This is a genomic window from Gemella sp. 20925_1_85 (genome assembly GCF_041433735.1).
Taxonomy (GTDB): domain Bacteria; phylum Bacillota; class Bacilli; order Staphylococcales; family Gemellaceae; genus Gemella.
Window position 1 is genome coordinate 1 of the sequence record NZ_JAPWCC010000001.1, and the last position, 24,590, is coordinate 24,590.

At 29.3% G+C, this 24,590-nt stretch carries 27 protein-coding genes; 24 read left to right on the forward strand and 3 right to left on the reverse strand.

The annotated features are described in order from the left end of the window. Positions 1-41: 41 nt before the first annotated feature. Entirely contained in the window at positions 42-1,283 is a 1,242-nt protein-coding gene (locus O3884_RS00005; protein ID WP_371451011.1) for an aminotransferase class I/II-fold pyridoxal phosphate-dependent enzyme, read from the reverse strand. Positions 1,284-1,429: 146 nt separating this feature from the next. Here O3884_RS00005 and O3884_RS00010 point away from each other — a divergent pair, with 146 nt between their 5' ends. From O3884_RS00010 to prmC, 12 genes are all read left to right on the forward strand, one after another. Continuing rightward, entirely contained in the window at positions 1,430-2,281 is an 852-nt protein-coding gene (locus O3884_RS00010; protein ID WP_371451012.1) for a CPBP family intramembrane glutamic endopeptidase, read from the forward strand. 246 nt (positions 2,282-2,527) lie between these two features. Further along, positions 2,528-3,736, forward strand: coding sequence for an ATP-dependent Clp protease ATP-binding subunit ClpX (gene clpX, locus O3884_RS00015; RefSeq protein WP_294682436.1), 1,209 nt, complete (start codon positions 2,528-2,530; stop codon positions 3,734-3,736). Positions 3,737-3,758: 22 nt separating this feature from the next. Next, positions 3,759-6,056, forward strand: a complete 2,298-nt coding sequence (gene lon / locus O3884_RS00020) for an endopeptidase La (protein WP_371451013.1) — start codon at positions 3,759-3,761, stop codon at positions 6,054-6,056. Positions 6,057-6,058: 2 nt separating this feature from the next. Continuing rightward, positions 6,059-6,655, forward strand: a complete 597-nt coding sequence (gene yihA / locus O3884_RS00025; RefSeq protein WP_294682432.1) for a ribosome biogenesis GTP-binding protein YihA/YsxC — start codon at positions 6,059-6,061, stop codon at positions 6,653-6,655. Positions 6,656-6,998: 343 nt separating this feature from the next. Continuing rightward, on the forward strand, positions 6,999-7,271 hold the full coding sequence (gene rpsP / locus O3884_RS00030) for a 30S ribosomal protein S16 (RefSeq protein WP_003145074.1): 273 nt from the start codon (positions 6,999-7,001) through the stop codon (positions 7,269-7,271). A gap of 132 nt (positions 7,272-7,403) precedes the next feature. Further along, a complete protein-coding gene (locus tag O3884_RS00035) occupies positions 7,404-8,048 on the forward strand; it encodes an amino acid ABC transporter permease (RefSeq protein ID WP_371451014.1) in 645 nt (214 codons plus the stop codon). 3 nt (positions 8,049-8,051) lie between these two features. Further along, complete coding sequence (locus O3884_RS00040; RefSeq protein WP_371451015.1) at positions 8,052-8,681, forward strand: amino acid ABC transporter ATP-binding protein; 630 nt, start codon at positions 8,052-8,054, stop codon at positions 8,679-8,681. An 11-nt stretch (positions 8,682-8,692) separates the two neighbouring features. Beyond that, the gene (locus O3884_RS00045) at positions 8,693-9,529 is read left to right on the forward strand and encodes an amino acid ABC transporter substrate-binding protein (RefSeq protein ID WP_371451016.1); all 837 of its coding nucleotides are present in this window, start codon (positions 8,693-8,695) and stop codon (positions 9,527-9,529) included. Between the two features lie 268 nt (positions 9,530-9,797). Continuing rightward, positions 9,798-10,043 (forward strand): type B 50S ribosomal protein L31, encoded by a 246-nt coding sequence (locus tag O3884_RS00050; RefSeq protein ID WP_003145327.1) that lies wholly within the window; start codon positions 9,798-9,800, stop codon positions 10,041-10,043. Between the two features lie 85 nt (positions 10,044-10,128). Further along, positions 10,129-10,707: a thymidine kinase gene (locus O3884_RS00055; RefSeq protein WP_003145452.1), complete on the forward strand. Its 579-nt coding sequence runs from the start codon at positions 10,129-10,131 to the stop codon at positions 10,705-10,707. Positions 10,708-10,721: 14 nt separating this feature from the next. Further along, on the forward strand, positions 10,722-11,810 hold the full coding sequence (gene prfA / locus O3884_RS00060; RefSeq protein ID WP_371451017.1) for a peptide chain release factor 1: 1,089 nt from the start codon (positions 10,722-10,724) through the stop codon (positions 11,808-11,810). Continuing rightward, on the forward strand, positions 11,810-12,652 hold the full coding sequence (prmC, locus tag O3884_RS00065; RefSeq protein WP_371451018.1) for a peptide chain release factor N(5)-glutamine methyltransferase: 843 nt from the start codon (positions 11,810-11,812) through the stop codon (positions 12,650-12,652). Before prfA ends, prmC begins: the two co-directional genes overlap by 1 nt. A gap of 87 nt (positions 12,653-12,739) precedes the next feature. Here the strand turns inward: prmC and O3884_RS00070 are convergent, their stop codons facing one another. Then, positions 12,740-13,372 carry a LexA family protein gene (locus tag O3884_RS00070; RefSeq protein WP_371451019.1) on the reverse strand — a complete coding sequence of 211 codons (633 nt, stop codon included), beginning with the start codon at positions 13,370-13,372 and terminating at the stop codon, positions 12,740-12,742. A gap of 557 nt (positions 13,373-13,929) precedes the next feature. On the opposite strand from O3884_RS00070, the gene gpmA reads away from it, so the two are divergent. Then, a complete protein-coding gene (gene gpmA / locus O3884_RS00075) occupies positions 13,930-14,616 on the forward strand; it encodes a 2,3-diphosphoglycerate-dependent phosphoglycerate mutase (protein WP_060914713.1) in 687 nt (228 codons plus the stop codon). 6 nt (positions 14,617-14,622) lie between these two features. Beyond that, complete coding sequence (locus tag O3884_RS00080) at positions 14,623-15,381, forward strand: hypothetical protein (RefSeq protein ID WP_371451020.1); 759 nt, start codon at positions 14,623-14,625, stop codon at positions 15,379-15,381. A 51-nt stretch (positions 15,382-15,432) separates the two neighbouring features. Here the strand turns inward: O3884_RS00080 and recD2 are convergent, their stop codons facing one another. Beyond that, on the reverse strand, positions 15,433-17,769 hold the full coding sequence (gene recD2 / locus O3884_RS00085) for an SF1B family DNA helicase RecD2 (protein WP_371451021.1): 2,337 nt from the start codon (positions 17,767-17,769) through the stop codon (positions 15,433-15,435). A 251-nt stretch (positions 17,770-18,020) separates the two neighbouring features. Here recD2 and O3884_RS00090 point away from each other — a divergent pair, with 251 nt between their 5' ends. The 10 genes from O3884_RS00090 to O3884_RS00135 all read left to right on the forward strand — a co-directional run bounded on the left by O3884_RS00090 (position 18,021) and on the right by O3884_RS00135 (position 24,590). Continuing rightward, positions 18,021-18,797: a Nif3-like dinuclear metal center hexameric protein gene (locus O3884_RS00090; protein ID WP_371451022.1), complete on the forward strand. Its 777-nt coding sequence runs from the start codon at positions 18,021-18,023 to the stop codon at positions 18,795-18,797. 14 nt (positions 18,798-18,811) lie between these two features. Next, on the forward strand, positions 18,812-19,201 hold the full coding sequence (gene mntR, locus O3884_RS00095; RefSeq protein ID WP_371451023.1) for a transcriptional regulator MntR: 390 nt from the start codon (positions 18,812-18,814) through the stop codon (positions 19,199-19,201). A 6-nt stretch (positions 19,202-19,207) separates the two neighbouring features. Further along, positions 19,208-20,146, forward strand: coding sequence for a thymidylate synthase (locus O3884_RS00100; RefSeq protein ID WP_371451109.1), 939 nt, complete (start codon positions 19,208-19,210; stop codon positions 20,144-20,146). Positions 20,147-20,156: 10 nt separating this feature from the next. Continuing rightward, positions 20,157-20,648 (forward strand): dihydrofolate reductase, encoded by a 492-nt coding sequence (locus O3884_RS00105; protein ID WP_371451024.1) that lies wholly within the window; start codon positions 20,157-20,159, stop codon positions 20,646-20,648. Continuing rightward, positions 20,649-21,491, forward strand: a complete 843-nt coding sequence (locus O3884_RS00110) for a DegV family protein (RefSeq protein WP_371451025.1) — start codon at positions 20,649-20,651, stop codon at positions 21,489-21,491. Positions 21,492-21,506: 15 nt separating this feature from the next. Continuing rightward, on the forward strand, positions 21,507-21,761 hold the full coding sequence (locus O3884_RS00115; RefSeq protein ID WP_003144911.1) for an IreB family regulatory phosphoprotein: 255 nt from the start codon (positions 21,507-21,509) through the stop codon (positions 21,759-21,761). Continuing rightward, the gene (gene ruvX / locus O3884_RS00120; protein WP_003145599.1) at positions 21,762-22,190 is read left to right on the forward strand and encodes a Holliday junction resolvase RuvX; all 429 of its coding nucleotides are present in this window, start codon (positions 21,762-21,764) and stop codon (positions 22,188-22,190) included. A gap of 24 nt (positions 22,191-22,214) precedes the next feature. Next, complete coding sequence (locus tag O3884_RS00125; RefSeq protein ID WP_003145557.1) at positions 22,215-22,520, forward strand: DUF1292 domain-containing protein; 306 nt, start codon at positions 22,215-22,217, stop codon at positions 22,518-22,520. Positions 22,521-22,523: 3 nt separating this feature from the next. Then, positions 22,524-23,654 carry an endolytic transglycosylase MltG gene (mltG, locus tag O3884_RS00130; protein WP_371451026.1) on the forward strand — a complete coding sequence of 377 codons (1,131 nt, stop codon included), beginning with the start codon at positions 22,524-22,526 and terminating at the stop codon, positions 23,652-23,654. Positions 23,655-23,840: 186 nt separating this feature from the next. Beyond that, entirely contained in the window at positions 23,841-24,590 is a 750-nt protein-coding gene (locus tag O3884_RS00135) for an RsmE family RNA methyltransferase (RefSeq protein ID WP_371451027.1), read from the forward strand.

A 24,590-nucleotide genomic window follows, 5' to 3' on the forward strand; every position in this document is an offset into this window, starting at 1 on the left:
CTATTTTTCTCCATGCCCCGAATTTGACAAAGAGCCTATTTTTAAAATTGTTGGACACATTCTTTGAATTTAGTTATTAATTCAGGAATTAGTTCTTTATCTAAGCATGAAAATGCTATTCTTATATGTTCATCATCCATAGAATATACCCCGTACTTGTATTCGTTTAGAAATTTTAGTCTGAATTCGTGAGCGTTAATTGTGTTTGGTAGTTTAATAGTAAAGAAATAGCCAGAGTTGAATGGTAAGATAGTGATTAGTGTATCTATTTTTTCTTTAGCGATAGCTGATTTAAGTTCGTTGTATCTATCTTGGATAATACTGTCATTTTCTTCTTTTTCTTTAATTGATTCCTTATTATCTAATAATCTTATTGCAATTTGTTGAGATAAGTTTGAAGGAGAAGATGTAGTACTTCTTAAGAATCCTTGAGTTTTTTCTAAAAGTTTTTGTCGTAAAGATGAATCTTTAGTGTAATATGTGATGAAACCTACACGTAATCCCCAACTATAATATTCTTTAGTGATTCCATCTAATTTAACTATTAAGCAGTTTGAATTCTCTGCAAGTTTATATGTTGCACTAAGAGTAGGAGTTTTGTGATTATCCTCGAAAAACAGTCCGAAGTACGCATCATCAGAAACGATGATAAGTTGTTTATTTGGGTACTCTTTAGCAAAAATATTAATTACTTCAACTAATTGAGTTAATTCATCATCTGATGGTGTATATCCTGTTGGATTATTTGGGAAGTTTAATATTAATGAAATTTTATCTTGTTTTATACTATAGAGTGCATTTTTAAAGTTTTCAATACTAAATTTATTATTTTCATCAAATTGATTGTATTTATAGATGTTGTTGCCTAACTTAATAGTGTATATTTGTGCATAGTTTTGCCAAAACAGATTTGGTAAAAGTAGAGCATCTCCTGCTTCACTAAATAAGTTTGCCGCAATATCAATACCTTGTGTAATACCTGTAGTTACCATTGGTAAAGATAAATATTCATCTTTAATTTTTGGATTATCTTTTAAGATTTTTTCTTTCCATAATGCTCTCATTTTTGGTAATCCTGGCGTTGGAGAATATGGTAAATATTCTGAATTGTTAATTTCTGTAATTACTTTATTAATTGACGGCAATGCCATCGCTTTTTTATTTGCTGTAGCAATACCTATAGTAGCATTTATTGCCCCTTTAACTGCTGCTGTTTCTTTCGATTGAATCAGTACGTCTTGAGGTAAAATAATATTTTCACCTAATTTTGAAAAAAATGACATAGTATTCCTCCTATTTCGTATATAAATTAATTATACCACTAATAGCTGATTACTAAAAGATTTTAACAAGAGTATTTTTTTAATTATAGCTAAAATTTATTATTTGTGTTAGGATAGTAATATCTGATTAAAGTAGGAGAATTTGAATGAAAAGTGTAGATTTATTAAAAAATAAAGGTGTAATGAATTTTACTCCTATATTCTTACTAATTATTGCATATTCATTTTTACAAGGAATACTATTTGAATATGTTTTAAAAAATATAGTTGGTTATAATATTATTTCTGTTTTATGTTCGTATATATTTTCAGCGGTTATTTTATTATTTTTTGTTAAGTATTTTGAAAAAACAACGTTTGAATATTTTGGTTTTAGTAAAGAAAATTATTTAGATGCAGTTAAAGTAGGAGCAGGATTAGCTATATTTAGTATTGTAGGAATAGTAGCTATTTTATTGATGTCGGATAACATATCTCTATCCTTATCAAAGGATCTAAAAATTGGTACAATAATCATTCTTATTATATTAGTTTTAATGCAAGGCTTTTTAGAAGAGATTGTTTTTAGAGGTTATTTGATGACTAGATTAGCAGCGAAAAAAGGAAAATGGATATCTATTCTATTGAGTTCGATATTTTACTTAGTATTTCGTATGTCTAATCCAAGTACATCGAAATTAGATTTAATAAATATATTTTTAATATCAATTGTAATGTCATTATTATATTGGTATTTTGATAATATTTTAGTTATTGCAATTTTTCATGCTTTCTGGAATTGTATATCTGGTGTAGTATTTGGATTTAATATAAGTGGGATTAAAGTATCCGATACAATATTTACTGTTGAGGCAATTAGTGATAAGCAAATACTAACTGGAGGAAGTTATGGAATAGAAGGTAGTATTATTGCTACAGTTTTCTTTGCTATTTTAGGACTTTTAGTGTATATGGGCTTATATTTAAAAATGTTTAGAAGAATTGCAAAAAATAAATAGAAATTGAATAAGATATAAAATTTTAAGTTTTGAATTTTATATCTTATTTTTTTATTTTAAATTAAGATATAGTATGTTATTAAACTGTCGTTAAATAGTGTTAGTATTAATAATTTTATAGTACTATATGCTAGAAAATATAGTTAGAATATGTTATAATAATGTGTATCTTTTTGGGCTTTATATCGATTTGATAATAAAAAGATAATAAGATATAAGAAAAGTTCAATAATGCGAGGTGTAATTATGGTTAAAAATAAAGATGAAGTAAGATGTTCATTTTGTGGAAAAAATACTAATGAAGTTTTTAAAATGATTGCTGGGAATGACGTATTTATATGTGATGAGTGCGTTGATTTATGCTCAGATATTATCGAAGAAGAAATTGACTATAGAAATGCGAAAAATAAACCAGTGTTTAAGTTATTAGAACCTCAAAAAATCATGGAGCACTTGAATGAATATGTAATCAGTCAGGATAAAGCAAAAAAATCAGTAGCGGTAGCTGTTTATAATCATTATAAAAGAATTATTGCAAAAGAGAATAATGATATTGAGTTACAAAAGAGTAATATTGCTTTAATAGGTAGCACAGGATCAGGGAAAACATTAATAGCTCAAACATTAGCGAAGATGCTTGATGTACCTTTTGCGATTTCTGATGCAACTACATTAACAGAAGCAGGATATGTAGGTGAAGATGTTGAGAATATTCTTCTTCGACTTATCCAAAGTGCAAATTATGATATAGAAAGAGCTGAAAAAGGTATTATCTATATCGATGAGATTGATAAAATCGCTAAAAAAGGTGAGAATGTTTCAATAACTCGTGATGTTTCTGGGGAAGGTGTTCAACAAGCTCTTCTTAAAATTTTAGAAGGAACTGTTGCTAGTGTTCCACCACAAGGAGGAAGAAAACACCCAGGTGAAGAAATGATAAAAATAAATACGAAGAACATACTATTCATCATTGGTGGTGCATTCTCAGGTATTGAAGAAATCATTAAACGTCGTCTTGGGGAAAAAGTTATTGGTTTTTCTAAGAGTGATGAGTTAAATGACAATGAGGATATCATTTCTAAAGTAAAACATGAAGATCTAGTTAAGTTTGGTATGATTCCAGAATTTATAGGGCGTATTCCTGTCGTTTGTTATCTGGAAGAACTTGATGAAAAAGATTTAGTAAGAGTTTTAACTGAGCCTAAGAATTCGGTAGTTAAACAATATGAATATTTATTTGAACTTGATGGAGTAAAACTAGTATTTGAAAAAGAAGCGTTAGAAGAAATTGCTAAAGAATCGATTAAGAGAAAAACAGGAGCTCGAGGCTTACGTTCTATTATCGAAGAGCTGCTTTTAGATGTAATGTTTGAAATTCCAAGTAAAAAAGATATTAAAACATGCACGGTAACACGTGATAATGTAATTAATAAAACAAAACCAATTTTAAAATAAATAGGTTAGAGAGGAGTTCGTTTTGACAAAATATTATTTATTAGAGAATAGAGATTTATTCTTTCCGTCTAATACTTATACAATAGATGTAACGGACAAAAAATTTTTAAAAACGATAAAAACTGTAAAAAAAGATAAAATTCCAGTTTTTGTAACGTATAAGAGAAAACCAATTGATAGCTATGATGATTCATTTTCTGAAGAGGATGTATTTGATAGTAATGGGTTCAATGTTTTCTTTGGGACATATGGTCAACTTACAATTGATAAAAAAAATAAAAAGTATGAATATCATTGCTACGGTATAGCTGAGGTTAAAAGTGGTGTTTATAACAATAATCTTGTAGAACATTTAGATATTAATATTAGAGAGATTGTAGATAATGGTTTTGATAAAGCAGGATTATTAAATAGTATTAAAACAAAATTTGAAAGTTATTTAAAGAGAGAGAACTTTGATATAGACTACTATAAAACTGATGATTTAGAGAAATTTATAAATAAAAATATTAAATTTTTCCCAATCGATAAAATGCTTAAACAAAGAGTGTTGTTTTTACTAGATTTAGAGAAAAAAGCAATATTCTTAAATAGAAGTCTAGAAGCATTCTTAGTTGGTAATAGTTTTAAACGAGAAATTGATGAAAAAGTTCGTACAAATATAGATAATCAACAGAAAGAATACTTTTTACGTGAACAGATGAAAGTAGTTCAAGATGAACTAAGACAAATTTCACCTGAAGATGATGATATTGAAAAAATTCGTCAGGCGATTAATGAAATTGAATTATCTGAAGAAGATAAAGCAGTATTATTAAAAGAAGTAGATCGTTTAGAAAAAACACCTGTTATGAGTCCAGAACACTCAATTATAAGAACATATCTGGATACAGTAATTGCTTTACCTTGGAACACATTAACAGCAGATGAAATAGATATAAAAAATGCTGAAAAAATTCTTAATGAAGATCACTATGGTCTAGAGAAAATAAAAGAAAGAATTTTAGAATTCTTAGCTGTTAAAAAGTTACGTGATGATATGAAGTCACCAATATTATGTTTATCAGGACCTCCAGGTGTTGGTAAGAGTTCATTAGCTAAGTCAATTGCCGCTTCTATGGGAAGAAGTTTTGTACGTATTTCTCTAGGAGGAGTTCATGACGAAGCTGAAATTCGTGGTCATAGAAGAACATATCTAGGTGCATTACCAGGTAAAATCATTCAGTCGCTGAAAAAAATTAAAACTAAGAATCCTGTAATATTATTAGATGAAATTGATAAAATGGCATCTGATATTAAAGGGGATCCAGCAGCTGCGATGCTAGAAGTAATTGATCCTGCGCAAAACAATGAATTCGTCGATCACTATTTAGATATTCCATTCGATTTATCAAAAGTACTGTTTATTGCTACAGCTAATAATCTAAGCTTAATTCCAGCTCCGCTAAGAGACAGAATGGAAGTTATCGAATTAGAATCATATACAATTAAAGAAAAAGAAAATATTGCTGCTAAATATTTAATTCCACGTCAAATTAAAGAAAATGGTCTGAAAAAAGGACAAATTACTTTTAGTAAACAAGCTATTAATAAAATAATTAATGGTTATACGTATGAAGCGGGAGTAAGGAATTTAGAGCGTGTTTTCGGAGCTATCTGTAGAAAAGCTGCTTTGAAAGTTCTTCAAGGTGAAGAAAAAATTAAAGTTGGAGTTAATAACCTAGAAGATTTTGCCGGTCCTGAAAAATACAGTGGAAAAGATAAGAATGTAAAACCAGAGATTGGATTAGTTAATGGATTAGCATATACAGTAGTTGGTGGAGATACATTGGAGATTGAAACGAGTATCTCAAAAGGTACAGGAAAAATTATCCTTACTGGTAAACTAGGTGATGTAATGAAAGAATCAGCTCAAATGGCTATATCATTCTTACGCTCTAATGCAGAAAAATTAGGAATTGAAGGTGTTAATTTCTCAGAAATTGATATACATCTACATGTACCAGAAGGAGCAGTTCCTAAAGATGGTCCATCAGCAGGTATTACGATTACTACTTCAGTATATTCAGCTTTAACTAAAAAGCCAGTTGATAATAACATTGCGATGACTGGAGAAATGACTCTACATGGTAAAGTACTGCCAATCGGTGGGGTTAAAGAGAAAATCTTAAGTTCTGAAAAAATGAATATTAACACTATTATTATTCCAACTAAGAACAAAAAAGATTTAATTGACATACCTGAAGAAGTTCTTGAAAAATTAACTATTTACACAGTAGACAATATTCAAGAAGTGTTTAAAATAGTATTTGGAGAATAATAATGAAAAAGTTAAATACACATAATGTAGATTTACTTATAAGTGCCGTATCAAAAAAACAATATCCAGAACATGACAAACCAGAAGTTGCGATGTGTGGTCGTTCAAACGTTGGGAAATCATCTTTTATTAATACAATTTTAGAAAGAAAAAACTATGCTCGTGTTTCTTCTAAACCAGGGAAGACTCGTACACTAAACTTTTTTGATGTAAATGATCAAGTAGTTCTAGTAGACGTACCGGGATATGGGTATGCAAAATTATCAAAACCTGAAAAAGAAAAACTATATGATATGATAGTTGAGTATTTTACTAATAGTGAAAACCTTGGATTTGTATTACACTTAATTGATAGTAGACACAAGCCTTCACAAGATGATATTGAGATGAATGAATTTTTAAATTACTACGAGATACCATTCGTAATCGTTATGACAAAAATTGATAAAATATCAAAAAATGAATTGGCTAAAAATACGGGTATTATAAAGCGAGAATTAGACCTAACGAACAATATGGCTATTATTCCATTTTCTTCGGTTACAAAAATAGGTAAAGATCAAGTACTTAGTGAAATTGCTAAAGTATTAGAAGATTAAAAATTGAAATATAGATGAGAGGTGACTCGATAATCATGATTTCGTAGAAATAGATTTTGTCGAGTCACTTCTTTTTTTGATTACTCTTATAGTACAAGAGGTGTTTTTTTATAAATATTTTATCTTTACATGGTAGAATAAACCTGTTATAATAAGGTTTAGGTGAGTCAACAAAAAAAGTTGACATTTTTCACCGAAAAGTATTGACATACTTTTAGTTTAATGTTAGAATAATATCTAGCTTAGAAAACTTAGCGTTATAGATTCAACTTTTTCATTAAAACACTTCATAAACACACACACATAAAATTAATAAAAAAGTTGAAACATAAGGAGTACAAACATGGCAGTAAAAATCCGTTTAAAAAGATTAGGTGCTAAAAAATCACCTTTCTACCGTATCGTTGTTGCTGATTCAAGATCTCCACGTGATGGACGTTCTATCGAAACTATCGGTACTTACAATGCTGTTAAAGAACCAGCAGAAGTTAAAATCGATGAAGAGTTAGCATTAAAATGGTTAGGTAATGGAGCTCAACCTTCTGACACAGTTAGAAGTTTATTATCAAAAGAAGGAATTATGAAAAAATTCCACGATTCAAAATTAAATAAATAATATATTTAGCCCCTTAGTTAATAAGGGGTTTTTGTTTTATAAAAATTGTGCTATAATTAAATATAAAATTTTTAAAACAACCAATTTCATAATTAGTAATGAAAACAAATTAATATAAAAGGAGGATAATATATGGAATATTTAATAGAAATATTACCTAGTCTGATGAGTGGTGCACTTATAACATTAGAAGTGTTTTTTCTAGTTTTAGTATTATCGATTCCGTTAGGTGTAGTAATAGCGTTTATTATGCGCTTTAATATTAAGTTATTAAATTACTTTATTAATATCTATATATGGATTATGCGTGGGACGCCGTTGTTACTACAATTGATTTTTATATATTATGTATTACCATCTGTGGGAATACGATTTGATAGATTACCTGCTGCAATAATCGCATTTACGTTAAACTATGCAGCATACTTTGCTGAGATTTTCCGTGGAGGTATTGAATCAATACCAAAAGGGCAATATGAGGCAGCTAAAGTATTGAAATTTACTCAATTTCAGACAATTAGATATGTTATTTTACCGCAGGTAATAAAAATTGTACTACCTAGTGTATTTAATGAAATAATGAGTCTTGTTAAGGACACATCTTTAGTTTATGCATTAGGAATTAGTGATCTAATATTAGCAAGTAGAACTGCAGCTAATAGAGATGCTAGTTTATTACCGATGTTTGTTGCGGGGGCAATATATTTAATCTTAATAGGTATTGTAACAATCGTATCTAAACAAGTTGAAAAACGTTATAACTACGACAGGAGGTAATGTATGTTAGAATTAAAAAATATTAGTAAAAAATTCAAAGATAGACAAATACTTTCAGATTTTAATTTAACTGTAGAAGAGAATAAAATTTTAGCGATAGTTGGTCCTTCTGGTGGTGGAAAAACAACATTATTAAGAATGTTAGCTGGTCTTGAAAAAATAGACTCGGGTGAAATTATTTATAATGGTGAGTCTCTTCCGATTGATGAATTGGAAAAAAGAAATCTTTTAGGTTTTGTATTCCAAGATTTTCAGCTTTTCCCTCATCTTACTGTCCTAGAAAATCTAGTTTTATCTCCAATCAAAACTATGAATATGGCAAAAAATGATGCTGAGAAAAAGGCAATCGAATTGTTAGAAAGACTTGGTTTAGAGAAACAGATTAATAATTATCCAACATCATTGTCTGGAGGACAAAAACAGCGTGTTGCATTAGCTCGTGCTATGATGATAGATCCAAAAATTATAGGTTATGATGAACCGACTAGTGCATTAGATCCTGAATTAAGATTAGAAGTAGAGAAGTTAATACTTAAGAATAGAGAGCATGGTATTACACAAATTGTTGTAACCCATGATTTACAGTTTGCTGAAAACATTGCTGATAGCATTCTGAAAGTAGAACCGAAATAAGAGGTGATAAGATGAGAAAATTAAAATTCTTTCTAACACTTGTTATTACTGTTTTAATAATTACGGGTTGTGCTTCTGGAGGGAAAGATAAGCCTAAAAAAGATAATTGGAATGATTTTCAAACAGATAGGAAAATTGTTATTGGTTTCGATAATACATTTGTACCAATGGGATTCCAAGATAAAAGAGGAAAAAATGTAGGTTTTGATATAGATTTAGCAAATTCTGTCTTTGAGAAATATGGAATTAAGGTAGAGTGGCAAGCTATAAACTGGGATTTAAAAGAAACAGAATTAAAAAATGGGAATATTGATTTAATTTGGAATGGATATTCGAAAACTGCAGAAAGAGAAGCTGTTGTGCAATTTACTAAGCAGTATATGGTAAATGAACAGGTTGTAGTTGTAAAGAAATCTAAAGGTATTAAAAAAGTAACAGACTTAAAAGATAAGGTTCTAGGTGCTCAAAATGGTTCATCTGGATACGATACTTTTAATGAAAATCCAGATGTTCTTAAAAATATTGTGAAGAATAATGATGCTACTCAATATGAAAGCTTTAATGAGGCTTTAATCGACTTAGAAAATGATAGAATAGATGCATTATTAATTGATAGAGTGTATGCGAACTATTATTTAAAACAACAAAACAAATTAGAAGACTTCGATATTTTAAATGCTGGATTCGATAGTGAGGCTTTTGCAGTCGGAGCTAGAAAAGCAGATGTAACTCTTGTTAATAAAATTAATGAAGCATTTTATGAAATGTATAAAGAAGGTAAATTTCAAGAGGTTTCTAATAAATGGTTCGGAGAAGATGTTGCAACTGAAGAATTAAAAAGTAAATAACAATATTTGGGAATGACTCAAAATCATGATTTCGGGGAAACAAGATTTTGTTGAGTCATCCCATTTTTTGTAATTTGATATAACAAGTTATAGCTATATATATGGTTAAAAAATAAATAAGGGTGTCAACAAAAAAAGTTTACAAATATTAGTAAAAGTACTTGATTTTTTTTAGAATATTATTTATAATAAGTAGGTATGTGATTAACTCACTGAAAAATAACTCTGTTCGTATTAAAAGCGTTCAGGGCAGAAGGAGACGATAATAATGAGAGAAGGAATTCACCCAGATTACCGTAAAGTTGTATTCATGGATACTACAAGTGGTTTCAAATTTTTAAGTGGTTCAACTAAACCATCTAAAGAAACTATCGAGTGGGAAGATGGAAATACATACCCATTATTAAAAGTTGAGATCTCTTCAGATACACACCCATTCTACACAGGGCGTCAAAGATTCGCTCAAGCAGATGGACGTATCGAACGTTTCAACAAAAAATACGGTATCAAGTAAGAAAAATAAAACAGACATTTCTTTATTGGATTGTCTGTTTTTATTCTATTAGTAATTGTATAATATAAGCCCGAGGGGATATGTAATGATAGAAAATAGAAAATTCGGATGGATAGAATGTATTTGCGGTAGTATGTTCTCTGGTAAATCAGAAGAACTGCTAAGACGTATAAAACGTGGAGTAATTGCTAAACAGAATGTACTTCTATTTAAACCGTCTATAGATAATAGATACGAAGAGAACAAGGTCTCTACTCATAATGGAAATAGTTATGAATCTGTAAATATTGATAAAGCAGAGCAGATTTATGACTATATAAATGATAAAAAATATGATATCATAGGAATTGACGAAGTACAGTTCTTTGATGATAAAATTGTTGAAGTTATTAATAAACTTGCTGATGATGGAGTTCGTGTTATTGTTGCAGGTTTAGATATGGATTTCAAAGCTGAGCCATTTCATCCTATGCCTGAGATTATGGCTATTAGTGAAATGGTAACTAAGCTTCATGCTGTATGTAATAAATGTGGAAAAGAAGCTAGTCGAAGTCAAAGATTGATTAATGGTGAACCTGCTAAGTATGACGATCCAATAGTAGTTATTGGAGCAAGTGAATCATATGAAGCTAGATGTCGTCATTGTCACGAAATTAAAAGATAAATTAGGAGGAACAAATGGAAATTATTGGACAACTTGAGATAGTTGAAGAGCGTTATGAGAAATTAAACGAATTACTTAGTGATCCAGATGTTGTAAGTGATACGAAGAAACTTATGGAATATTCAAAAGAACAACGCTCTATTGAAAAAACAGTAGCTGTATTTAGAGAATATAAAGATATTGTTCAACAAATTAAAGATACAAAAGAACTTCTTGAAATTGAAGAAGATAAAGAAATGAAAGAAATGATGCAAGAAGAGATTAAGGAATTAGAACCAACTCTTGCACCTATGGAAGAAGAATTAAAAATTCTGTTATTACCAAAAGACCCTAACGATGGTAAAAACGTTGTTGTTGAGGTTCGTGGAGCAGCTGGTGGTGATGAAGCACAATTATTCGCAGGTGATTTATTGCGTATGTACACTAGATTTGCAGAATCTCAAGGATGGAAAGTTGATGTCTTAGAACGTTCTGAAACTGGAATCGGTGGTATTAAAGAAGCAATCTTCATTATTTCTGGTGAAGATGTATATTCTAAGATGAAATTCGAAAGTGGAGCACACCGTGTTCAACGTGTCCCTACAACAGAATCAAGTGGACGTATTCACACATCTACTGCAACAGTAGTAGTACTACCGGAAGCAGAAGAGATTGAAATCGATATTAATGAAAATGATATTCGTGTTGATACTTTCGCATCTAGTGGTGCCGGAGGTCAATCGGTAAATACAACTATGTCAGCTGTACGTTTAACTCACATTCCTACAGGTGTTGTAGTATCTATGCAGGATGAACGTTCTCAGATTAAGAATAAAGAGAAAGCTATGAAAGTTTTACGTGCTCGTGTATATGATAAATATCAACAAGAAGAACAAGCTAAGTTCGATGCTGAACGTAAATCTAAAGTTGGAACAGGGGATCGTTCTGAACGTATTAGAACATATAACTATCCTCAAAACCGTGTTACTGATCATAGAATTGGATTAACTATTCAAAAATTAGACCAAATTATGGAAGGTAAACTTGATGAAGTTCTAGAAGCACTTCGTATTGCAGAACAAGCTGAAAAAATGGCAGAACTTAATAAAGGTGAAGAACTATAATGAACAGAAGGCAAGCTATAACAAAAGCTTGTCTTCTTTTAAGAAGACAAGGAAAAGAAGAATCTTTAGCAAGATTTTTACTAATGTATATGTTAGACGAAACTCAACAGTTATTCTCGAATAGCCTTTCGGAGAAATTATCTAAAGAAAATGAAGAAAAATATTTTTCTTTAATAGAAAAACATATTAAAGAAGATGTACCGTTAAGTCATTTAGTAGGTTTTGAATATTTTTATAATAGGAAATTTAAAGTTACTAAAGATGTTTTATCACCAAGGATGGAGACTGAGGAGCTTATTTATAAAGTAGTTGAATATGTGAAAGCAACTAAGAAAAATAATTTAAAAATTCTAGACCTTTGTACAGGAAGTGGTATTATTGCTATTACATTAAAAAAAGAACTAGATCAATTCTCGATTGATGTTGTGGCTAGTGATATTAGTCAAGAAGCTATAAAAGTTGCAAAAGAAAATGCACAGTTTCATGATGCTACTATTAAATTTATACAATCGGATATTTTCGATAATATAGATGACAAATTTGATGTTATTGTTTCAAACCCTCCTTATATAGACCGTAAGGATAAGGTTACAATGCAGGATAATGTACTAAAATATGATCCACATCTAGCTTTATTTGCTGAAGAGGAAGGTATGTACTTTTATAGAAAAATTATAGAACAAGCAAATAATTATCTAAATGACAATGGAGTTATATTTTTTGAAATAGGATATGATCAGAAAGAAAAAATTATAAAATTAGCAGATTTGAATGGATATTCTGCTGAAGTTTATAAAGATATAAACGGCAGAGATAGAATGGCGTTTTTAGAACGTAAATAAAAAAGACGAGGGAGTGACTTAGAAAAATATCTAAGTTGATTAACTCTCGTCTTTTTTTCGTATGATAATCTGTTTAAAATCAAAAAATTATAGTTCCCTATATACTCCAACGCATTCTCCGATTATTTCCACATTACGTGTAACGATAGGTTCGTAATCAGGATTGCAAGGATAAAGAATAACATTGTCATTTTTCACAAAAATTTTCTTTAAAGAAGCTTCGTTCCAATCAGTTAAACGAACTGCTGCAATTTTCCCATTTCTAACTGAATTTTGTTGGCGGATAAATACTAAATCGCCATCAAAAATACCAGCTTCAATCATACTATCTCCCTTTACTCTCAGAGCAAAATCAGCTCTCATACCTTGATCTATAAAAATATGCTCATCATATTCCTCTTCAATATAAACGCCATCACCAGCACAGATAGTTCCAAGTATAGGTAGCTTAGAAACATCATCAGAAAAATCCTCTGTGTTAAATGATTTTTCTTTAGGAGTTTCGATATCCATTGTATCACTGTCGCCGACAAGCCAATCCGGATTAACAGATAAATATTCAGCTAAAATAATAAGTTTATCTCTTTTTGGAGTATATTTCCCTTTAGACCAATCACTAATTGATGATGGAGTAATATTAGTAGAACGAGCAAGTTCAGCTTGCTTTATATTCTTTTCTTTTAAACATTGTTTAAATCTAATACTAAATGTTGTAGTCATAATATTTTTTCCAATCTTTTTTTATCTATATATAAATTATAAAGTAAACCGTATATAAAATCAAGTAACTTTATAAAAAAAATTAAGAAATATGAATTTTTTGCTTGATTTTCGGTTTTCCGTATGGTATTATATAAGTACGATAAGAAATTAAGTTTTACGTATAAAAAGAAAGAAGGTAATTTTATGTTTATATATTGGATAATTATACTAGTTTTATTAGCAAAAGTATTTACTTTTTTTGAAACTAATAAATTAAAAATTGTAAAAAGAGGAAAGTTGAACCGTAAAGTGTATTAATATAAACATTTTCTGTTCTGAAGGTTATTATGATAAAAAAATATTGTTTACTACTTTAAGATTAGGTGTACTGTAATTAGAGCCTAATCTTATTTTTATATACTAATATATATCAGTTAATACTATTTGATAAATATTTTCATTAAATCTTGTAGCTATAACGTTTTCAATTGTGTTTTTCAGATAAAAACTATGTACTAATACTAGAAAATATTGTATAATAAAATTATAATAACAAAACTAGGAGGATTTCTTAAATGAAATTAGTATTAACTAGACATGGTGAAAGCCAATGGAACCTTGAAAACAGATTTACTGGATGGGTTGATGTAGACATCACTGATAAAGGTAGACAAGAAGCTATTAAAGGTGGACAAACTCTTAAAGAATTAGGTCTTACTTTTGATGTAGCTTACACTTCATACCAAAAACGTGCTATCAAAACTTTAAACCTATTCTTAGAAGAATTAGACTTATTATGGATTCCAGTACACAAAAGCTGGAGATTAAACGAAAGACACTATGGAGCTTTACAAGGTCTTAACAAAGCTGAAACAGCTGAAAAATACGGAGACGAACAAGTTCACATTTGGAGAAGAAGTTTTGATGTAGCTCCTCCTGCACTAGATAAATCTAGCGATATGTACCCAGGAAACATCGATAGATATAAAGAAATTCCAGAAGGAGAAATCCCAACAGGAGAAAGCTTAAAACTTACTATTGATCGTGTATTACCATACTGGGAAAGCGATATTTCTAAACAAATTAAAGCTGGTAAAAACGTGCTTATCTCTGCTCACGGTAACAGTTTAAGAGCGTTAATCAAATACTTATTAAACATCTCAGACGAACAAATCTTAGATCTTAACTTACCAACTGGTACTCCATTAGTATTTGAAATCGACGAAAACTTAAATATTATCTCAGCACCAGAATTATTCTAATAAGTAATGAAAAAGCTGATAATATTACTAACAACCTTGCTAATTTTGCAAGGTTGTAGTTCTAAAGGAGATATTTCTACTGAACAATTACAAAACCTTACAAATTCTGTTTCAATAAGCCAGCTAGAAAAAACAGAATTTAATAAAAAAGATAATAAATTAGTTATTACTACTAATGAAGAAGTGATAACTAAAGAAGGTTTTGAGACACTATTAAAATCGTTGAAATTAAATAGTTTTAATGGAAAAACAGTTAGTGTTGATGCTATAAATTTAAATGAGTTTAATAACAAAGACTTCAATATTGTTGTTGTTACTAAAAATAATAACACGGCTACATTTAGCGTTAAAGATAGTGCTAATAAGAGTTATGAAATTTCAAACACGAAATATTCAAAAGATTTTATGAAAAACAAATTAAATGCTTTTTCTAAAGAGTTAATTAGTTTTAATGAATTAGCAGGAACTATTCAAACTGATCTTGATAAAGGTCGTTCTTTAGGAGATAAAGTCGACAAATTTAAAGAAGTAACAGAGAAGGTAAATGCTTTGATGTTAACTTTAAAATCATTATCTAACGATACCATTGAATATGGAAAATTAGATGAAGTTAAGCAAAAAGTTCAACGTTTAGAGTCTTTAACTAAAAATGTTGTTACAGCTGTGAATACTTCAGTAGAAAGCAAGAAAGGTACTGCAATTGATGCTGCTTTCTTAAATATTAATGATATAGATAAGATTGCACGTGACCTTACGGCAATGTAAAACAAAGAAACCTAGAAGTAGTCTTAGCTACATCTAGGTTTTATTATTTGCTTAAATAAAATCAGTTGGTTTAATATTATCCATCCCAATCATTGGATCAATCGAGTTAATATTATGAAAATCTAGTATATACTCTTTAATTTCTTCTTCTAATTCAATATCTTGTATTTCCGCTTCTCTATCAGTAGTGAAGAACCATTCTAGTGCGGTTTGTCTAGTTACGACATTTGTTGGTTCAATAGATTTATAAAATACCTTTGAATCACCGCATAATATCATTTTTTTCTTAGCTCGTGTTATTGCTGTATATGTTAGATTTTTGTTTAACATAAAGTTATAATTATCTATAAATGGAATTATAACATTTTCAAATTCAGATCCCTGAGCTTTGTGAATTGAACAAGCATAAGATAGGGTGATTTGATTTAGCTCTGTTTTTTCATATGTTACATAATTGCCGTCATAGTCTATTACAATTTTAACTTTATTTCCTTCTTTATAAATTTGTTCAATATATCCAATATCTCCATTAAATATATTATCTTCGGGCCTATTTACCAACTGCATAACACGGTCATTGACTTTATATATTAATTCTCCATATTCTATTTGTTCTTCATTATCATTAAATCTCGATTGAATAGCTGTATTGATTTCGTTGATACCACTTGTCCCCTTGTATATTGGAGCTAGTATTTGGATATTTTCTTTTGCAGAACCTTTTATTAGATCATCATAAATGGCTGAGATGACATTTATCATTTCATTCTTATTCGCTGAGATAAATTCTTTATCATCGAAGTTTTCTAAGACATCGAATGGAATATTGTTTTTTATTGAGTGCGAAATATTAATAATACTTGAATGTTCACTTTGTCTAAAAATTTTATTTAATTTTACCGTAGAAATCGCTTTGGAATTAATTAAATCATTAAGGACATTACCAGGAGCGATAGAAGGAAGTTGGTCATTATCTCCAACTAGTATAATTTTAGCATCTTTGTTTATGATTTTTAATAAATTGTACATTAAGAATACATCAATCATACTAGATTCATCGATTATAACTAGTTCTGATTTAATAAATTTTTCACTTACAAATTCTTCCATGTTTTCATCTTCTGTACTCCAACCGATAGCTTTATGAATTGTTGAAGCATAAAAACCGGTGCTTTCTGACATTCTTTTTGCTGCTTTACCAGTTGGTGCACACAGAGTAAGAATACTTCTAGATTCATCTAGTAGGTCATGAATACTGTAATTTTTAATTTTTTGGAAGATTTTTATTACAGCTAGTATTATTGTAGTTTTACCTGTTCCAGGGCCACCTGTTAAAATAGCGAAGTTATTTTTAATGCAATTTTTGATTGCCGCTATTTGTACGATGTCGTATGATATCTCCAATTCATCTTCTACCTCTTCGATATATTTATCAAGTAGGTTGTCGCTGATATCAAAATCATCTTCGAGTTCTAGTCTTTTACTAATATCACTGTAAATAGAGTACTCTGAATAGTAAATTTCTGGTAAAAATACTCTGTCCTCAATTTCTATTAGTTTACCTGTATCTAATGCGTAATCATACGAACTTAGTATATCTTCTTTAGCTACGGCTATATTTCTAGATCCATATAATATATTAAATGTATTATAAAGTAGGGTATTTTTTGATATATATGTATTACCGGTTGAAAAACAATAGGAATTTATTGTATAAATAAAAGCATACAGAATTCTCTCACGGTCGTTTGCAGCTATTTCATTAGTTTCAGCTATTTTATCTACTGTTTTAAAGCTAATACCTTTAATATCTTTTATTAAGGAATAGGGATTTTCTGTAATAGTTCGAAGTGTATTATGTTTATAGAAGTTATATATTTTTAGAATTAAATTATTGCTAAGATTATACTCGTTTAGTTTAAGTATAATGTCTTGTGTTTGTTTATTTGCTACAATAGTAGCATATATTGTATCTTTTCGTTGCTCTGGAATACCTTTTATGTTAAATAGAGAATCTTTATCTTCATAAATCTTATCTAATGCATCAACTCCAAGTGTATCAACTATTAACTCAGCTGTTTTTCTTCCGACACCTTGGAAAATAGAGCTTGAAAGATAAGAAACAATAGCTTCTTTATCTTTTTCGATAACAGGTTCTACAACGATTGCAGATAATTGTGTTCCATATTTTCTATGCTGTACAATTTCTCCTTTGAAAGAATACAAATCATCTTCAACAAATTCAAAGTCGTTAAATGTACCGACAACGCTAAGATAATCTCCCTCAACAAAATCATACTGATCATTTAAAAATATTGATAAAATATAGTAATTGTTCTCTTTGTTATGAAAAATAATTTTATTTAAATAACCTTCTACAGTTTGCATAATTAACTCCTACTAATTTCTTTATATGAACAATGATAATATATTATAGAAAAAATGTCTAGTGTAGATGAAGTTGAATATAAAGTTTAATGTTCTTTATAAAATATTGGTAGGCTATATAATTTTATAGAGATAGAAAAATTATTATAGAAAATAAATATGTTATTTTAATTACAAACTATGTTTCGTTATGGCAATATTTTTTATAAAGTGTTATAATAATATGAAAACAATTAAAGGAGGTTAGATTTGTGATCACTGTAAAAGATATATATAATCAACTAAACGAATTAGCAGATGTTAAACTCGCTGAAAAATGGGATAATGTCGGCCTAATGTTAGGTGATAATAATAGTAATGTTAATAAGGTTTTAGTTTGCTTAGATGTAACTACAAAGGTGGTAAAAGAAGCTATAGATAATAATGTAGATTTAATAGTTTCTCATCATCCTCTTATTTTTAAACCATTGAAATCATTAGATTTTACAGATGATTTCAAGTCTAATATCATTAGAGACTTAATAAAAAATGATATTTCAGTAATTTCATTTCATACAAATTTAGATTCAGCAAAACTAGGGCTTAATGATCACTTGGCTAAATTGCTTGATTTAGATGATATTAGAGTCTTGTTTGAGCATAGTTTAGATAAGGAAGCTGGCTTAGGTAGAATTGGAAGATTATCCTCGTCGTTATCTATGGAAGATTTCATAGTATATATTAAAGAAAAATTCTCATTGGATACTGTTTCTGCTGTTATTGGAGATGATAAAGAAATTAGTACGGTAGCACTATTAGGAGGAAGCGGGGCTGATTTCCTATATTCACTACCAGAAGTTGATATCTACTTGACAGGTGATGTAGGCTATCATGCTGCACTTGATGCAATAGAAATGAAAAAGAATATTATTGATATCGGTCACTTTACAGAAAGTTTAGTAAAAGACTTATTAAAAGCTTATATTTCTAAACTGGGGATTGAAGTTATTAAATCAAATGTTGAGAAATCACCATTTAAAATTTTATAAAGGAGGAATGTAATATGGCAAAAGCAACACCAACTATGGAAGATTATATTGAAGTGATTTATTCTTTAGTAAAAAATAAAGGTTATGCACGAAGTGCTGATATAGCAGAAAAGTTAGATGTTTATCCATCTACTGTAACTAAAATGTTGAAAAAACTTGATGTTGAAGGCTATATTGTATATGAAAAATATAGAGGTATTGCCCTAACCGAGTTAGGAGAAAAAATGGGTGAATATGCTTTAACAAGACATGAACTGTTAGAAGATTTTCTAAGATTAATAGGGGTAGATGAGGATAAAGTTTACGAAGAAGTAGAAGGGATTGAGCATCATTTCGGTAAAAGTTCATTAGAAAAAATTAAAGATTTGATGAAATATTTAAGGGATCACAACTATAAAGCGTAATGGAGAATTAGAGTGGCAGATAAAGAGTATTTAAAATTATGTAATCATATTTTAGAAAATGGAATAGAAAAAGAAGATAGAACAGGTGTTGGTACTAAGAGCATTTTTGGATATCAAATGAAGTTTGATTTATCTGAAGGGTTCCCGTTATTAACTACAAAAAAAGTAAACTTTAATCTAGTTTGGTCTGAACTATTATGGTTCATCAAAGGAGACACTAATATTAAGTTTTTACTTGAAAATAAAAATAATATATGGAATGAATGGGCCTTTAAAAAATGGATAGAAAGTGATGAATATACTGGACCAGATATGACAGATTTTGGTCATAGAACACTAGTTGACGAAGAATTTTCAAAACAATATAAAGAGCAGATGGCTATTTTTAAAGAAAGAATTCTTTCAGATGAAGTGTTTTCAAATAAATTTGGTGATTTAGGTAATGTTTATGGGAAACAATGGAGAGATTTTAATGGTATTGATCAATTAAAAAATGTTGTTGAACAAATTAAAATAAACCCTTCTTCACGTCGTTTAATAGTTTCTTCGTGGAATCCAGCAGAAGTTGATACTATGGCACTTCCTCCTTGTCATTCACTTTTCCAATTTTATGTGAATGATGGGAAGTTAAGTTGTCAGCTATATCAAAGAAGCGGAGATGTATTTTTAGGCGTACCATTTAATATTGCATCTTATTCATTACTTACTATTTTAATCGCTAAAGAATGTGGTCTTGAAGTGGGGGAATTTGTTCATACGTTAGGTGATGCACATATTTATAAAAATCATTTTGATCAAGTAAAAGAACAAATGTCTAGAACACCTTATTCTTTACCAGAACTAAAAGTTAATGATTTTAACAGTATTTTCGATCTTAAAATAGATGATGTTGAGATTGTTAATTATGAAAGTCATCCATTTATAAAAGCACCAATAGCAGTTTAGGAGGTATAATATGTTATCACTAATAGTTGCATACGATAAAAATAAATCAATAGGTCAGGAAAACACTATTCCTTGGCGTTTGAAAAATGACATGCTAAGGGTTAAAGAATTAACAACTAACCAAACAATTATCATGGGTCGTAAGACTTTAGATAGCATTGGTAGAGCACTTCCAAATAGAATTAATAGGGTTTTAACTCGTGATAAGAATTCTTTAAGTCACTATTCAAATATCGAAGTATATACAGATGATTCTATTTTAGAAAATATTAAGACGGAAAAGGCTTATATATTCGGTGGAGGCATGATATATAATAAATATTTTGATAGATGTGACGAAATGTTTATAACAGAAGTAAATACAATTGTTGAAGCTGATACGAAGTTTCCTGAATTTGATGAAAATGAATGGGAATTAATTAGTAAACAAGAATTTTCAAAAGACGAAAATAATGAATTTGATTATGTATTTATACATTATAAAAGAAAGAGGAAAGAGTAAATGGTAGAAAAAGTAAAAGTAATTATTGATTCATCTAGTGATTTAACTTTTGATGAAATTGAAAAATACAATGTGGATGTAATTCCTCTGACAATTAATATAGATGGAACGGAGTACGATTATCGTACAATTAGCAATGATGAATATATTGAGAGAATGAGAACAGCAACTTCATATTCGACAAGTCAACCTGCAATTGGTAAATTTATAGAAGCTTTTGAAAAATGGACTAGTGAAGGTTATAAGGTAATTGTATTAACTCTGTCTTCGGCTTTAAGTGGAACTTATAATACAGCAGTTACTGCAAGTTCAGAATTCGAAGGAGTGTACGTTGTTGATACTAAGACAACAACACGAGGGATGGTTTTCTTACTTAAAGAGTGTCTAAAACAACTTGAAGAAAATGTAGCTGTAGAGGTAATTGCAGAGAACTTAAGAGAAAAAGCTAAAAATATTTTAACGTATGTTACGATCGATAAACTTGACAATTTGGTAAAAGGTGGTAGACTAAGTAAGTCACAAGCTTTAATCGGGGGATTACTAAATATTAAAGTTTTAACTCAATTAAAAGAAACTGAGTTAGTAGCCTTAGACAAAGTGCGTGGTAAGAAAAAACTTGTTCATACTTTAATTAAATATATTGAAGAAGAAAAACAAAATAGAACTATAAAAAGTATCAGCTTGCCAAATGCTTTAGCTGATGAGTATGTAGCTCCAATCAAATCAGAATTAAAAGAAGCTTTTGGTTATGAAGTAAGTGAAGATGAAATATTTACTACAACACCAATTATTTCGACACATACAGGAGAAAATGCAGTAGGTATCTTAGTAGAGTTAGTATAATCGGAGGTAAAGATTATGACAAATTTCGATGAAACAAGATTATTTGATAGCAACTTTTATGATAAAAATGATATTCACAACATTCTAAAAAATGTTGTTGAGACAATTAAGCAGCGTGGATACGACCCTATAAATCAGTTAATGGGATATATCAAAACTGCTGATCCAGTATATATTCCTAGAGATAATCATGCAAGGGAGCAAATAAGATTAATAGAAATGGATGATATACTAGAGTACTTATTATACTTTTTTATACAGGAGTCTTAAATGTTAGATAAAAGAATTATGGGCCTTGATTACGGATCAAAAACTATCGGTGTTGCCGTTAGTGATTTGTTAGGGTTCACTGCTCAAGGTATAGAAACTATAAATATTAATGAGCAGGTTAAAGATTTTAAAATTAAAAGAATTAAGGAATTAGTTCAAGAGCACAATGTAGGAACAATAGTAGTTGGTCTTCCTAAAAACATGGATAATTCTGTAGGTTTTAGAGGAGAAGCAACACTGTATTTTGTAGAGGTATTAAAAAAGAAAATAAAGAATGTTGAAATAATTTTACAAGATGAACGTTTGACTACAATGGGTGCTGAAAGAGTACTTCTTGAAGCTAATGTTTCAAGGAAAAAAAGAAAAAATGTTATTGATAAAATGGCTGCAGTATTAATACTTCAGACATATTTAGATAAATTAAATTAATATAAATTTCAGGAGGAAAATAAAATGCAAGAGAAAGATTTAAAAAACATTAGTATCGATAATACAGAAGAGGTGTACACACTTAGTACATTAGAAGGTGAAGAAAAAGAATACCGTAAAATTTTAGAGTTTACTAATCCAACAAACGGTAACTTATACTATATTTTCGCTGAAGAAGAAACAATTGATGAAGAGGAAATTAGTATTTTCCCAATGGTATGTGTTGAAGATGGTGAAGATAGCGTTAGATTTGAACCAGTTGAAACAGACGAAGAATATGACATGATTTCAGAAGTATTAGATACTTTCTACTACGATGAAAGCGAGTAAAAGATGAGAGAAGATAAGATTAGAAGAAGTAGAGAATTAAAGAAAAAAAATAGGAAGAAAAAGTCTATTATTCCTATAATTATTACTTTCTTTGTTATTCTAGGAATTGCGGCCTTATCACTATTTTACTATATGACAACTCCAGTTGATAAGACTAATAATAAAGATATTCCAGTTGAAATTAGAGAAAACTATGGTAGCGCAAAGATTGCTCAAGAATTAAAAGCTAAAGGTTTAATTAAAAACGAGGAAGTTTTTAAAATCTATGCAAGATTACACCCTAATACATCATTTTACGTAGGTAACTTTAATTTAAAACAAAGCATGAGTTTATCTCAAATCATGCAAGAGCTTGGTGCTAAAAATAAAGCGAACTCTGGTAATACATTTGCTTTAATAGAAGGTGATAGTATTCTTAAAATTGCTAAGAATTTAGAGAAGACTAACTTAAGTAGTGATGAGTTTTTAGAGAAAGTTAATGATGCTGAATTTATTAAAAAATTACAGAAACAATTTCCTGAATTAATTACGGATGAAGTTTATGGAAAAGATATTAAATATGCTTTAGAAGGTTATTTATACCCAGCTATTTATGACATAAGTGATAATGAAACCGTAGAGAGCTTAATTACTAAAATGGTTAAGTTAACTAACGAAAAAGTAGTACCATTGTACAAGAAAAATAATAAGACTTGGAAAATAAATGGACAAGATAAACAAATTTCTATTCATGATTATATGACAATGGCAAGTATTCTTGAAAAAGAATCTACGAAATCAGATGAGAATAAACTTATTGCAAGTGTATTCTTAAATAGATTAGCTCAAGGGATGAAATTACAGACTGACCCTTCAGCCAACTATGCAGCTGATAAGTTAACAGGAGCTCCAACACAGGCAGAATTGTCATTAAATTCACCTTATAATACATATGCTGTTATTGGTTTACCGCCAGGACCGATTTCATCGATTGGATCTGCGTCTTATGAAGCTTTAAATAATGCTGAGAATACAGACTATTTATACTTCTTACATGCTACTAAAGATGGAAAAGCTTATTTCTCAAAAACTTATCCAGAGCATGAAGAATTAGCTAAACAACATATCGAAGGTTATATTCCAGCTGGAAGCTAACTAATATATTAAATTCAATATTAATGTCAATTTTGTTTGAATTAATTTTAAACTACAATTGATAAGATAAGTGACGACTTGTAAATTAGATTTACGAGTCGTTACTTTTATATTAGGATTGCTAGTATTGAATTAATGCGCATTATGAGGTAAAATTAATTGTAAGATTAAAATTTAGGAGTTTTTATGCAACAGTATTTTATAAATGAAGATTTGAATGTTGAATCAACATATGAATTGTCTAAAGATGACAGTAATCATATTGTAAGAATTATGAGAAAGAAAATAGAAGATAAGGTATATGTTGTATTTAATAATGAAGTTAAATACATTTGTACAATTGTTGATAATAATGTGGACAAAGTTCTTATTACTCCGTACGAACAAGTAATAGGTACTAATGAATTATCAACCAAAATAACAGTGGCTATTCCGCCATTAAAAAATGATAAGATTGAATATCTAATGCAAAAATTAACTGAATTAGGTGTTAGTAATATAGTGCTATTTAATTCTGAGAGAAATGTCGCTAAGGTAAAGAAAGATAAGGTAGATTCTAAATTAAATAGATGGAATAAAATCGTAAAAGAGGCTGCTGAGCAGTCAAAGAGAAATATAATTCCTGATATCACATATGTTGATAGTTTAAAAGATTTAATTGCATTTTCTGAAAAATTTAATCATAAAGTTGTAGCTTATGAGAAGGAATCAGTAAATGAGGAAAATATCAACTTGAAAAATTTATTACACTCTGATTTAAGAAATAAAGAGGTTATAGCAGTGTTTGGAAGTGAAGGTGGACTTTCTGAACAAGAGGTTGATTTTTTAACTGTAAATAAATTTGATGTGATAGGATTAGGTAAGAGAATACTAAGAGCTGAAACAGCACCACTATATTTTGTTAGTTGCGTTGCATATTTTAGTGAATTTAATTAA